This window comes from Hyphomonas sp. UBA3195 (assembly GCF_002366485.1).
Classification (GTDB): Bacteria; Pseudomonadota; Alphaproteobacteria; order Caulobacterales; family Hyphomonadaceae; genus Hyphomonas.
Genome location: NZ_DEXB01000033.1, coordinates 12,763 through 25,150 on the forward strand (window position 1 = coordinate 12,763; position 12,388 = coordinate 25,150).

The following is a 12,388-nucleotide window of genomic DNA, read 5'->3' on the forward strand; positions in this document are numbered from 1 at the left end:
GCCATGAGCGAGATGAAACAGTTTGATGTGATAGTGGTAGGCGGCGGTCATGCCGGCTGCGAAGCGGCCGCGGCCGCGGCGCGGACGGGCGCACGCACCGCTCTGGTCACACACAAGCGCGCAACCATCGGAGAGATGAGCTGTAATCCGGCAATTGGCGGCCTCGGCAAGGGTCACCTCGTGAGAGAGATCGATGCGCTGGACGGCCTCATGGGACGGCTGGCAGACAAGGCCGGTATCCAGTTCCGAATGCTCAACCGGTCCAAGGGTCCGGCTGTCTGGGGCCCCCGCTCCCAGATCGACCGAAAGCTTTACCGCGACGCCATGCAGGCGGAACTCGCGGACTATCCAAACCTGACCATCATTGAGGATGGCGCCGAAGACCTGATCGTGGAGAACAATCACGTCGCGGGCGTGATTGGTCTGAAGGGCGAGATCTATCGTGCGGCTTCTGTCGTGATCACCACAGGCACCTTCCTGAAAGGCATCATCCATATAGGTGCGAAACGTATCCCTGCCGGTCGTGTCGGCGAGGCCCCTGCGATTGGCCTGTCGGACCGGCTCTATGGGCTTGGTCTCCCGATGGGGCGTTTGAAGACGGGTACGCCGGCACGGCTGGATGGCCGGACGATCGCCTGGGATCGTCTTGAAATGCAGCCCGCCGATGAGCAGCCGATTCCGTTTTCGTATCTGACCGATGAGATTACGGTGCCGCAGGTCAAATGCGGCATTACATGGACGACGCCGGAAACCCACGCGATCATTGCCGAGAATATCGAGCAATCGGCCGTCTATTCCGGCGCGATTGCTGGCCGAGGTCCGCGTTATTGCCCGTCTATCGAGGACAAGGTTCACCGGTTCGCCGACAAGGATAGTCATCAGATATTCCTGGAACCGGAAGGTCTCGACGATCACACTGTTTATCCAAATGGCATTTCGACATCGCTTCCAGAGGATATTCAGGAGCGTTTTCTCCGTACCATTCCCGGGCTCGAGAATGCCAAGATTATCCAACATGCCTATGCAATCGAATACGATTACGTCGATCCACGTGCGCTCTCGTCCGCACTTGAGGTGCATGCGCTTCCAGGCCTGTATCTCGCCGGGCAGATCAATGGCACAACCGGATATGAAGAAGCCGGCGCGCAAGGTCTCGTTGCGGGCTTGAATGCGGCACGCGCCACGGGCGGAAAAGATCCGATTATACTTGATCGCGCGGAGGCATATATTGGCGTCCTCATCGATGACCTCGTGACGCGCGGCGTGACGGAACCCTATCGGATGTTTACATCGCGCGCCGAATATCGGTTGGCACTACGCGCCGATAATGCCGACCAGCGTCTTACCGAAAAGGGTATTGCCGCCGGATGCGTCGGGTCAGACCGGGCAGACGTGTTTCACGTGAAACACCGAGCGCTTGAATCTGCCCGCCAACTTCTGAAGACACTGACCTTGTCGCCCGCAAAAGCGGCTCAAGCCGGATGGGCGGTCAATCAGGATGGCCGCGTCAGGACGGCATGGGAATATCTCTCCTACAAGGATATCGATCTCAACGCACTGTCCGCCGTTTGGCCGGAAGTATCAGACATCTCCGAGGAGATCGGGACGCAGGTCGAGATTGAAGCTCTTTACTCTTCCTATTTGGAACGCCAGGCAGAAGATGTCGCCGCTTTGCGTCGCGACGAAGATCTGATGATCCCGGCAGATCTCGATTATTCGGGAATTGGCGGTCTCTCGAATGAGGTTCGCCAGAAACTGGAATCGGTCCGTCCTTCTACGTTGGGACAGGCCGGTCGTATTGAAGGCGTGACGCCCGGCGCTCTAACGGCCCTTTTGGGATATGTTAAGCGCCGGAAGAAAGCTGGTTAACACTCATGATGAATTCCGAAGATCGCGCGGCCTTTCTGGCCGAATTCGATGTTTCACGTGAAACATTGGAAAGATTGGACGCCGTGATCTTAACTCTCGACGCGTGGCGGCAACGCTCCAATCTGATTGGACCGCGTGAGTGGCCGCAGATATGGGGTCGGCATGTGGCTGATTCCTACCAGATTCTGCCGTTTATTCCGGAATCAACGCGGATCGTCGATCTCGGTTCGGGTGCGGGATTTCCCGGATTGATCATTTCTGCGGCCCGACCACACAGTCATGTGACCATGATGGAAAGCGTCGGGAAGAAATGCGCCTTTCTCCGCGCCGCTATCGGCGATGCTGGTCTCAATGCGTCCGTTTATCAGGGACGGATTGAGGCTGCGCCGAATTCCACCGCGGATATTATCACTGCGCGGGCGTTTGCGCCCCTTCCAAAACTGCTCGACTACGCCGCTCCCTGGATGGAAAACGGTGCAACAGGGGTTTTTCTAAAGGGCGAACGCTGGAAAGAAGAATTGACGGACGCCCAACAAAGATGGAACTTCGCCTATGAGGCGATTCCAAGTCGCACTGGTGGGTCAGGCGTGATTTTGATCGTGAGGGAGCTCAAGCGTGGTCAGCGGTAAACCTAGAATCTTTGCAGTCGTGAACCAAAAGGGCGGGGTCGGGAAGACAACGACGTCCATAAATCTCGGCACGGCGTTGGCGGCTGTGGGCCGGCGCGTCCTGATTGTCGATTTCGATGCGCAGGGCAACGCCTCCACAGGGCTGGGTATTGAGCGCCAGGATCGGCATCAGACATCCTATGATGTTGTCGTGGACCGGATCCCGCTGGAAGAAGCGGTTCTGTCAACGATTGTGCCGCGTCTTGACATTGTTCCGGGCGATGAAAACCTCTCTGGTGTAGAAACCGAACTGGCCAATGACTCTCACCGGTCCTACAAATTGCGCGACGCGCTGCATGATTATGTTCAGCGGTCTGTCCAGGGCGGACTGGTCCAGTATGACTATATTCTGATTGATTGCCCGCCATCGCTGTCGTCGCTTACTTTGAACGCGATGACGGCCGCCGATGCACTTCTGGTTCCGCTACAGTGTGAGTTCCTGGCGCTGGAAGGCCTTAGCCAACTGCTCCGCACGGTGGAAGTTGTGCGCTCTGGCCTCAATCCCAATCTCGAAATCCAGGGCGTCGTCCTGACCATGTATGACCGGCGAAACAATCTGTCCGACCAGGTCGCCGACGAAGTGCGAGCCTTCTTTGGCGCCAAGGTCTACAATACGGTCATACCGCGGAATGTACGCCTTTCCGAAGCGCCATCTTTCGGCAAGCCGGCCTTGTTGTATGACTATCGCTGTCCAGGTAGCGAGGCCTATATCCGTCTCGCATCCGAAGTCCTTCAAAGAGAGAAAGCCCGCGCGGCCTGACCCATATGAGCGACGATACCAAGAGCAAACCTTCCCGTCTTGGACGCGGCCTGTCTTCCCTGATTGGGGAAGTGGAGGCTGTCTCTCCGCCTGAAGCACGCACTGCAGGTGGGAGTAAGGGCAGCTCCAACGAAATCGCGATCGACAAGATTCGCCGAAATCCGAAACAGCCTCGTCGGACCTTCGACGAGGCCGCCCTTCAGGAACTCGCGGAATCCCTGAAATCCAAAGGCGTTCTCCAGCCTATTCTGGTCCGTCCGGATCCCAAGGAAAAGAACGAGTATCAGATCATAGCGGGGGAGCGTCGGTGGCGCGCCGCCAAGCTGGCCGGTCTGACCAGTATTCCCGCTATTGTACGGGATACCGACGAGTTGGAACTACTCGAGATCGGCATCATCGAGAATGTTCAGCGCGCAGACCTCAACCCAATTGAAGAAGCTGAAGCCTATGAGGCGCTGATGAAGCGCTTCGGTCGAACTCAGGACAGTCTTGCCACAAGCGTCGGCAAAAGTCGGGTTCACATCACAAACACCCTGCGCTTGCTGCAATTGCCAGCAGGCGCTCGAGAGTATGTTCGTGATGGCAAGGTCACGGCGGGACACGCGCGCGCGGCGCTGGGTGCGCCCGATCCGGAAGCGCTGGTGGAGCTTGCTGTTGAGAAAGGCCTGACGGTTCGCGAGGTCGAAGCGCATGCCAAGGCTGCTCGCGAAGACACGCCCGTTGAAACCAAATCCGCCCGACTCAAGTCAGAGGAAAAGGATGTCGACACCGAAGCCCTCGAGGCGGATCTCTCCCGGTCCATCGGACTGGATGTAGACATCCGCCACGGCAAGAATGGCGGCGAGCTTCGCATCAAGTATCGCGACCTGGAACAACTTGACGATGTCTGCAGACGTCTGACTGCCAAGCGCAACATTCTCTGAACGTCAGCTTGCTATTTCGGCGGCGCGGGCGATTTCATTCATCAGTACACGGATTACTGGGTCCGCACTGCCTGACCCGGACTTGGCTTGTTGTTCTGCTTCATAGATCCGTTCCATCACCCGCATCAGCCGCTTGGTCGGCCACTTCCTGAGGCGCGCGCTGAACAGGCCCCATTCGCTTTGCCAAACGGGCGGCCGGAGTTTCATGCCGGGATTCGATTGGCCGGATGCAAGCCGAGACTGAGCGTCCAGCATGCGCATGGTTTCGAACTGAAGTGAACGCAGGATGGAAATCCCACTCGTGCCCGCAACAGCCAGTCGGTCGAGTGTGGTATGGACGAGCGCCGGTTTGCCATCGAGCGCTGCGCGAATGGCGGCTGAAAGATTGTGATCCACATCGGTAGCGGACAAGGACCGGATATCATCCACATCAAGCGGTCGGCCCAGACCGCGTGCATAGAGGGCGAGCTTCTCGATCTCCGAGTTGGCCAGATTGCGATGGCCCGGCAGGTCGCCCACAAACAGTGCGAGCGCCTCGGGTGTGATCTGGACACTTTCGGACTTCAGCGCATCCTGAACCCGTTTCTCAATATCGCCCGCTTCGTCGGCGAACAGTTGCAGGCAGGCGGTCAGTTGGGCGGTTTCTGCGGCGGCGCGCAATTTCGAGCGCTTCTGCAGGCTACCAGCTTCGATTATCAGGCGGGCGGAATAATAGCCCTCCTGCGATTCACCTTTCTGAATGGCCTCTATCAACAGGGCGGCAATCTTGTCGCCGCTTGTCCGAACGCGGATGACGCGAGGGTCTCCCAAGAGGGATACCGCTTCGAGTCCGTCGAACAGGAGTGATGGGTCCTTCTTTATGGAGTCATCATCCAGTGTGGTGACATCCATATTGGCGCCTTTCGGCGTCCAGGCTTTGATCAGGGAAATCGCGGCATCGGAGGCGAGGCCGGAATCTTCACCGAAGGCCAGCACAGCCCAAACGGATGGTTTGGGCTTGCGGGCAAAATCACTCGCCTGTTTGCCCTTGAACAACATTATTCAACCGACAATTTGCGCCGCAGGTCGTCCACGATATTCTTCGCCAAGATGCCGGCCGCTCTCTCCGAGGCGCTCTTTTGGGCTGCTATGTCTCCATAAGTGCTGCTCGGTACCGCAAAACTGACTTCGCCAACAGCGTAGCCGGTCAACCGTTCTTGGCCTTGAGACAAAGCGTAACGGCCCGACAAGGTAACATTTGATCTCGCCGCTGCGCCGTCTTGCTGGAATGCCAACCGAGTCAGATTTTCTTTCACCGTAATCTGGAGCGAGGCAGCCTCTGTCACGTTTGGCAATCCGATCGCCAACTCTTCCTGCAAGGCCCGGCGCAAGATGTATCCCGATCGGCCATCGATGGGTTCGACCGTGATGGCGCCGCCATAAGTGGCGCCCGCGCCCGTCGCATAGACCGGTTTGAATCCGCACCCGGCTATGAGGGCGAAGGCGACAAGAGCGAAGAACTGTTTCATGCCACCACGATATTCACGATGCGGCCGGGCACGACAATGGTTTTCTTCACGGACTTGCCCTCAATGAAGCTGGCTACATCCGCATGGGCTTTCGCAACGGCTTCGACGGAATCCTTGTCCATGCTCTTCGGCACGGTGATTTCCGCGCGGCGCTTCCCATTCACTTGAACCGCCATTGTGACCTCATCTTCCGCCAGCAGGGCGGGGTCCGCCACGGGCCAGGGCGCTGAGGATACGAAGGCAGGTTGGCCCAGTCGTTCCCAACAGGCCTCGGCCAGGTGCGGTATGAACGGTGTCACACAGCGGGCCAGCATGGAGGCGCCTTCAATACGCGCGCCCAACACGGTGTCGCCAGCCGATTCAGCCTTTTTCAAAGTGGTGACCCATTCATGGATGGTGGCTACGGCAGAGTTGAACCGGAATTCCTCGATTGCCTTGTCGATGGCTGCGACGGCCTTGTGATTCGCTTTCCGCAGCGCTGTGGAGTCGGCATCCTCGCCAGCGGCAGTGCTGGTATCCTCTGGCAGGGCATCGAACACGCTCCACAGGCGCTGGGCAAACCGCGACGCGCCTTCAACGCCGGACTGGGTCCACTCGACATCTCGTTCCGGCGGGGAATCTGACAGGACGAACCAGCGCGCGACATCCGCGCCGAACTGGCTGATGATGGCATCCGGGTCGACCGTATTCTTCTTGGACTTCGACATTTTCTCGATCGGACCTGCCGTCGCAATCGCGCCGGTGGCGGTCTCGATCCAGGTATCGCCATCGCGAGTGACTTCATTCGGCTCCAGCCACTTTCCGGCCGCAGACTTGTAGGTCTCGTGCGTCACCATGCCTTGCGTGAAAAGACCGGCAAACGGCTCGCCATTCGGCAAGTCCAGCAGGCCGACATCGCGCATCGCCTTGGCGATGAAGCGCGCATAGAGCAGGTGAAGCACCGCATGCTCGACGCCGCCAACATATTGGTCGACCGGCATCCAATAGGCGCGCTCTTCTAGATCGTTTGTGCTGGCAAAGCGGGAATAGTACCAGGAGCTGTCGACGAACGTGTCCAGCGTGTCTGTCTCGCGGCGGGCGGCCTTGCCGCATTTCGGGCAATCGACATGTTTCCAGCTTGGGTGGCGCTCCAGCGGATTGCCGGGCTGGTCGAAGGAAACCTCGTCCGGCAGTTTCACCGGCAGATCAGCTTCCGGCACCGGCACGATGCCACAGTTTTCACAATGGATGACCGGGATCGGGCAGCCCCAGTAGCGCTGGCGCGAGACGCCCCAGTCACGAAGGCGATAGTTCACCTTGCCTTCACCGAGCCCCATGGATTCGATTTTTTCAATGGCGGCGCGCTTGGCGTCATCAATCGCCATCCCGTCAAGGAAGCCGGAATTGAAGATGCTGCCGGGGCCGGTATAGGCCTCGTTTTCAACATCGAACGTGGCAGCGTCAGCGTCGGCCGGCAGCACAACGGGCGTGACGCTCAGGCCGTATTTCCGGGCAAAATCGATATCGCGCTGGTCATGCGCCGGGCAGCCAAAAATCGCGCCGGTGCCGTACCCCATCAGCACGAAGTTCGCGACCCATACGGGCAGGGCCTTCGTGTCGTCGAAAGGGTGTTTGACGGTCAGGCCGGTATCGAAGCCAAGCTTTTCGGCCTTTTCGATGGCTTCTTGGCTGGTGCCGATCTGTGCGCATCTTGCGCGGAACGCTTTCAGCTCATCCGATTGCTCCGCCATTTGGACGGTCAGCGGGTGATCTGGTGACAGGGCGATGAAGCTCGCGCCGAATAGCGTGTCCGGACGGGTCGTGAAGATCTCGATGCCTTCGCCAAATCCGGATGGCGCGGTGCCATCGAATTCGAACCGCATCTGGAGCCCTTCCGACCGGCCGATCCAGTTCGCCTGCATGGTGCGCACCTTTTCAGGCCAGCGCTCCAGCTTTTGCACTTCGGTCAGCAGGTCTTCGGCATAGTCGGTAATGCGGAAGAACCATTGCGTGAGCTCGCGCTGTTCCACCAGCGCGCCCGAGCGCCATCCGCGCCCGTCGATGACCTGTTCATTGGCCAGCACCGTATTGTCGACCGGGTCCCAATTCACTTTCGAGGCCTTGCGATAGACGAGGCCCTTTTCCAGGAATTTCAGGAACAGACCCTGCTGGGCGCCGTAATATTCCGGGTCGCAGGTCGCGAATTCCCGGCTCCAGTCGAGCGACAGGCCGAGCTTCGAGAACTGGGCCTTCATCGAGGCGATGTTCTGATAGGTCCAATCGCCCGGATGAACATTGCGCTCCATGGCGGCGTTCTCGGCAGGCATTCCGAACGCGTCCCATCCCATTGGATGGAGCACATTGTAGCCCTTGGCGCGCTTGTGGCGGGCAACAACATCGCCCATCGCATAATTGCGCACATGGCCCATATGCAGCCGCCCGGATGGGTATGGGAACATCTCCAGCACATAGGCCTTGGGCGCATCGCCCGCCTCGGCTGGAGATTTTGCGTGAAAGAGTGCGGCCTTTTCCCAAGCTGCACGCCATTTCTGTTCCGCGATTTGCGGATCGTAACGGGTCGCCATGCCCCTGACCTTTCCGGATTATTGGTTCAGCCGGAGCTTAGCCCAGCTGGGAGTTCTTCAGCAGTCGTGCCCGATCCAGGATCTTGTTCTCAAGCTGGAGTGCGGTTTCCGGATCAACGACAGCATCGGTCCACTCGCCGGCCTCACTCTTTTCCTGACGGAACACGGAAACTTTCACGCCATCTGCACGCAAACGCGTATCAAGGATGTAGACCGTGACTTTGACGCGTTCGTTTGGCGCGGCGGCATATGCCTTCCAGTCATACGTGATCAGGCCACCGATAGGGTCGGCCGTTGCCACCGGAAGATCATCGAACGTGTCGAGCGAGGCGCGCCAGAGATATGGATTCACGCTGCCGATATTTTGCTGGATCACGCGGGCTTCGGCGTTGCCGCCCGATTTGGACTGGCAGCCTGAAACCATCAGCATGCCGGCAATCGCCGCAGAGAAAACATATTTGACCATGAAGAAAGTTCCTGAGTGCAAGACCTTGTTGACGGCGGTTTGTATAACAAGGGGTTTACGGGCTCGCCAGTGCTGATCTGCGTGTCGCCCCCATGGAGGACCGGTATGAAATTCGCCCAAATCTCCGTTCTCGCTTTGGCGCTTGCCGGCCCCGCCGCGCATGCGCAATGGGAGGACGACTGGAATCCGTGGGAAACCGAAACCGATCTGGGTGCCAGTCTGGTAATGATGCCGGAGGCTGACGAGCAAATTCTGGCGCGTACCTGGGCTGGCGTATCGACCAATCGAATCCTGGATAGCGGCCTTGAAATCGGCGCTGCCGGTCGGGCTGAACTTCAGAAGGACCACTCCCAACGGGCCGGATTCAGCGGTGTACCGGTCGGTATGGAGGGGAGCGGTCTGGGGTTGCAGGGCGCGTTCACTGGGCTGGCAGTCGGCGTTCCGCCAAATGACACCGAAACCCGAGCCGAAATTGAAACGGCTTACATATATGTCGAAGGTGGCTATGGGCAGCTCCGGTTGGGGCGGGACCTGGGCGTTGCGGCGCGTTTTCAGGAAGGCGCACCCTCCGTTTTTGATACGCTTGCCAGCGGTCGTCAGGTGTTGGACCCAACAGGGTTGGACATGGTTACGACACGGCATGACCTGACGGGGCCGTCGGTGAAGCTTTCTTACGCGACACCTCGCCTGGTGGGAGTGCGCGCGGGTGTCAGCATCACGCCCAAGGCGGATGTCCGCGGCCTCGACCGGGATGCTGACCGTAATCTGCCTGGCGCTGCACCCCTAACAATCACCAATGCGGTTGAAGGGTCCATCAATGCCTCGCGCCTTTTGCGCAGCGCGGGCGTAAGGCTGAGCGGTGCCCTTGCAGCAAGTACCGCAGAGATTGAGACGCCGCCCTACGCATCGGATTTGTATGACCGTGTCACGACCTGGTCAGTGGGGACAAAGGCGGAATTTGACACGATATCTATCGGTGCAACGTGGCTCGTCTCCGACAATGGCATCAAGACGGGGGGTGACTATGAAGCGTGGACTGTGGGCCTGACCAAGTCGGTGGGCGATTACCTGATAGGGGCCGAATACGGATTCGCGGAAGATGATCTGACAGGCTTGGAGCGAGATGCATGGAAATTGGGCGTCTCGCGAAATGTCACAAAACATGCAAGATTCACCCTTGGATATGCGGACAAAGGCCTGAACCTGTCGCCAACTAACGCTTTTGGCGTTTCGGCGGGTAAAAATTCCCCTGAGGGGATTGTGATAGAAATCACACTATCGGACTAGAATAGCGGGTCTTTCAGATTCTTAATCTTCTCTTTACCTGCCCCTCCGACTATTTCTGGGAGCAGAGGTAAATTCGATGAAGCTGGGCTTTGCAACTTTCGTGATCGCGCTAACCGCGCTGGCTTTGCCAGCCGCGGCGCAAGATGACGTGTCTGCACCCGCCATGGAAATGGCAACGCCTAGTATATCTGAAACCTCGGCCGCGCAGTCCGAATGGTATCGTCAATTCGCTCAGGCCAAACCCGCTAGCACCGAATCTGTCTGGCAGGCCCAACCTGACCGCGAATTCTCAATGCAGTTTGGCGGCAATGCCCGTTGGCAGCTGAACCTCGACAAGGTCTCCCGTACAGACCTTTCTCCGCTACCGCGTGAGGAAATGCAGGCGGGTGCGACCTTCAAGATTACCCCGCGATTCTCGGTTGGCGGTGAGGTCAGTGTTGGCACGGACGAGTTGAATGACACGTCCACATGGGAGTCTCGCGAAGTCGAAGCGGGTATCCGGCTGAAGTCTGCCTTCAAATTCTAGGATCTGAACGGGTCCCTTATTCCTTCAATCGCTGCCAGGCCTGCTGCATCGCTTATGCTGGCGGCATTGCGCGAATTGATTCCGCCCAACCCGTAGATTGGTAGCGCGCTTTGCCGCGACAGGCAGCGTAACGTGTGTGGCCCCATGGGCGCCGCGGCGGAGGGGCTATTGGATGGGAACACTGTAGACACCAGTGCCGCATCGAACACGCGTGCATCAATCTTTTGCAATTCGGCACGGCCATGAGCGCTTATGCTCATCAGATCGAACCGGTCGCGCCATTTGCGGGCCTCGTGTCGCCGGGCATACGGCCAATGCACGCCCGCTGCGCCAACTTCAATTGCCAGGTCGGGATCGGCCGAAACCAGCAAGGCAAGTCCGCGCTTGTTTGCGATGTCAGCAAGTTGGCGCGCCTGCCATACACTGTGCCGTGCCCCGAAGTGACGGTAAAGAATGCCCCAGCCTGCGGGAAGGTTTTCTGCAACTGAAACCGGGTCCGGTGTCCGTTGCGGATCGGTCAGGAAAAGGGCGGGTGGCAACCAGGATGGCAAATGCCGCCGCGAGCGTCTCGCCGCAGAGATCAGCTTGCGTCTCGGCTCGTCTTGGGGTTTCTGCGCCATCAAGATGACTGATACGGACTTCCCCGGAATTGCCAAGCGCCGCGCCGAGATCCTCGGCGATCTTGCTGCTATTGCTGAAACACCGCCCACGCTTGTGGCTGTGACGAAAACCCAATCCGATGCGGCACTGGAAGAGATCCTCGCGGCAGGGCACCGCGTCTTCGGAGAAAACCGCGTACAGGAAGCATTCCAGCATTGGGAAACGCGCCGCGCGGATTATCCGGATCTGGAATTGCGGCTGATTGGCCCCTTGCAATCGAACAAGTCCGAAGACGCGGTAAACCTGTTTCATGTCATCGAGACGCTCGACCGACCAAAGCTTTGCCGCGAACTTGCCAAGGCCGAACAGAAGTCTGGTTTGAAACGGACTTATCTGATCCAGGTGAATACCGGCGAAGAGCCGCAGAAGGCCGGGGTTGCCCCAAGAGACGTCGAAGCGCTGCTCCGCGTGGCGCGGGAGCAAGGACTGGATGTGACTGGTCTGATGTGCATCCCCCCGGTTGATGAGCCGGCTGGTCCCCACTTTGCCCTGCTGGCCAAGATCGCCAAGCGTCTCGAACTCCCCCAGCTCTCCATGGGCATGAGTGCAGATTATGACATCGCTACGCGCTTTGGAGCGACGCATGTGCGGGTTGGGTCTGCCCTGTTTGGCCCGCGTGACTCTTCAGCCTAGAAAGAGATTTCGATCTCGGCGCCCGGCACCATCAGTTCCAGCAAGGTGAGCAAGTCGTTCTGCTCGAGCGCAATACAGCCTTCGGTCGGCTCGAAATTCGGCCGGGCCAGATGCATGAAGATCGCGCTGCCAAGGCCCGGCGTCACCGGATCATCATTGTAGCCAAGTTCGACAATCACATCATAGACATGATCGTCGCGCCATAATTTTTCATGGCTTGCCGAAAATGGCAGGGATACAGGCCGGTTGTAGAGGCGGTGATCCGGCGCATCGCACCACCCATCATAAGGTTTCAACGGCACCCGGGGGAGGCTGGTGACGGGCGGGTCCAGACGGTCCGGCCTGAAGAAGACATTCCGCACCGGCCATGTGCCCGCCGGAGAGGCTCCGTCGCCTTCGCGCTTTTGCGATGCCTTCACCACGCCGCCTTTGCCCAGGACGCACCGGGCCGTAAAGCCCGGCCCGGAAAACTTGCCGGTTTGCGTTGCGGTGAATTTCATGCTCACGGACTGCTCCCACACTTG

General features: G+C 58.7%; 13 protein-coding genes. 7 read left to right on the forward strand and 6 right to left on the reverse strand.

The window, feature by feature from the left end; translation table 11 throughout:
* Window positions 1-3: 3 nt before the first annotated feature.
* Genes mnmG through B2344_RS10115 form a run of 4 tightly spaced genes read left to right on the forward strand, consistent with a single transcriptional unit; the run spans window position 4 to window position 4,220 of the window.
* Window positions 4-1,869 carry a tRNA uridine-5-carboxymethylaminomethyl(34) synthesis enzyme MnmG gene (gene mnmG, locus B2344_RS10100; RefSeq protein WP_290485156.1) on the forward strand — a complete coding sequence of 622 codons (1,866 nt, stop codon included), beginning with the start codon at window positions 4-6 and terminating at the stop codon, window positions 1,867-1,869.
* Between the two features lie 5 nt (window positions 1,870-1,874).
* Window positions 1,875-2,498 (forward strand): 16S rRNA (guanine(527)-N(7))-methyltransferase RsmG, encoded by a 624-nt coding sequence (rsmG, locus tag B2344_RS10105; protein ID WP_290482582.1) that lies wholly within the window; start codon window positions 1,875-1,877, stop codon window positions 2,496-2,498.
* Window positions 2,485-3,297, forward strand: coding sequence for a ParA family protein (locus B2344_RS10110; protein WP_034813061.1), 813 nt, complete (start codon window positions 2,485-2,487; stop codon window positions 3,295-3,297). Before rsmG ends, B2344_RS10110 begins: the two co-directional genes overlap by 14 nt.
* Window positions 3,298-3,302: 5 nt before the next feature.
* Entirely contained in the window at window positions 3,303-4,220 is a 918-nt protein-coding gene (locus B2344_RS10115; RefSeq protein ID WP_290482581.1) for a ParB/RepB/Spo0J family partition protein, read from the forward strand.
* Between the two features lie 3 nt (window positions 4,221-4,223).
* On the opposite strand, the gene holA is transcribed toward B2344_RS10115, so the two are convergent.
* From holA to B2344_RS10135, 4 genes are read right to left on the reverse strand one after another with little or no spacing between them, the layout of a single operon-like run.
* Complete coding sequence (holA, locus tag B2344_RS10120; protein ID WP_290480265.1) at window positions 4,224-5,258, reverse strand: DNA polymerase III subunit delta; 1,035 nt, start codon at window positions 5,256-5,258, stop codon at window positions 4,224-4,226.
* The gene (gene lptE / locus B2344_RS10125; RefSeq protein WP_206991720.1) at window positions 5,258-5,728 is read right to left on the reverse strand and encodes an LPS assembly lipoprotein LptE; all 471 of its coding nucleotides are present in this window, start codon (window positions 5,726-5,728) and stop codon (window positions 5,258-5,260) included. The genes holA and lptE overlap by 1 nt, the downstream gene beginning before the upstream one ends.
* Window positions 5,725-8,292: a leucine--tRNA ligase gene (gene leuS, locus B2344_RS10130; protein ID WP_290485157.1), complete on the reverse strand. Its 2,568-nt coding sequence runs from the start codon at window positions 8,290-8,292 to the stop codon at window positions 5,725-5,727. Before leuS ends, lptE begins: the two co-directional genes overlap by 4 nt.
* 37 nt (window positions 8,293-8,329) lie before the next feature.
* A complete protein-coding gene (locus B2344_RS10135; protein ID WP_034813069.1) occupies window positions 8,330-8,758 on the reverse strand; it encodes a DUF3576 domain-containing protein in 429 nt (142 codons plus the stop codon).
* Window positions 8,759-8,863: 105 nt separating this feature from the next.
* Here B2344_RS10135 and B2344_RS10140 point away from each other — a divergent pair, with 105 nt between their 5' ends.
* Both B2344_RS10140 and B2344_RS10145 read left to right on the forward strand, forming a co-directional pair.
* Window positions 8,864-10,045: a porin gene (locus tag B2344_RS10140; protein ID WP_290485158.1), complete on the forward strand. Its 1,182-nt coding sequence runs from the start codon at window positions 8,864-8,866 to the stop codon at window positions 10,043-10,045.
* 76 nt (window positions 10,046-10,121) lie between these two features.
* Window positions 10,122-10,571 (forward strand): NtrZ family periplasmic regulatory protein, encoded by a 450-nt coding sequence (locus tag B2344_RS10145; protein WP_206991723.1) that lies wholly within the window; start codon window positions 10,122-10,124, stop codon window positions 10,569-10,571.
* On the opposite strand, the gene B2344_RS10150 is transcribed toward B2344_RS10145, so the two are convergent.
* Window positions 10,568-11,191, reverse strand: coding sequence for a thiamine phosphate synthase (locus tag B2344_RS10150; protein WP_206991724.1), 624 nt, complete (start codon window positions 11,189-11,191; stop codon window positions 10,568-10,570). The genes B2344_RS10145 and B2344_RS10150 overlap by 4 nt on opposite strands.
* A 4-nt stretch (window positions 11,192-11,195) precedes the next feature.
* On the opposite strand from B2344_RS10150, the gene B2344_RS10155 reads away from it, so the two are divergent.
* Window positions 11,196-11,864, forward strand: a complete 669-nt coding sequence (locus tag B2344_RS10155; protein ID WP_290485159.1) for a YggS family pyridoxal phosphate-dependent enzyme — start codon at window positions 11,196-11,198, stop codon at window positions 11,862-11,864.
* Here the strand turns inward: B2344_RS10155 and B2344_RS10160 are convergent.
* Window positions 11,861-12,364, reverse strand: a complete 504-nt coding sequence (locus B2344_RS10160; protein WP_290485181.1) for a L,D-transpeptidase family protein — start codon at window positions 12,362-12,364, stop codon at window positions 11,861-11,863. The two genes, B2344_RS10155 and B2344_RS10160, sit on opposite strands and share 4 nt — an antisense overlap.
* Window positions 12,365-12,388 lie beyond the last annotated feature (24 nt).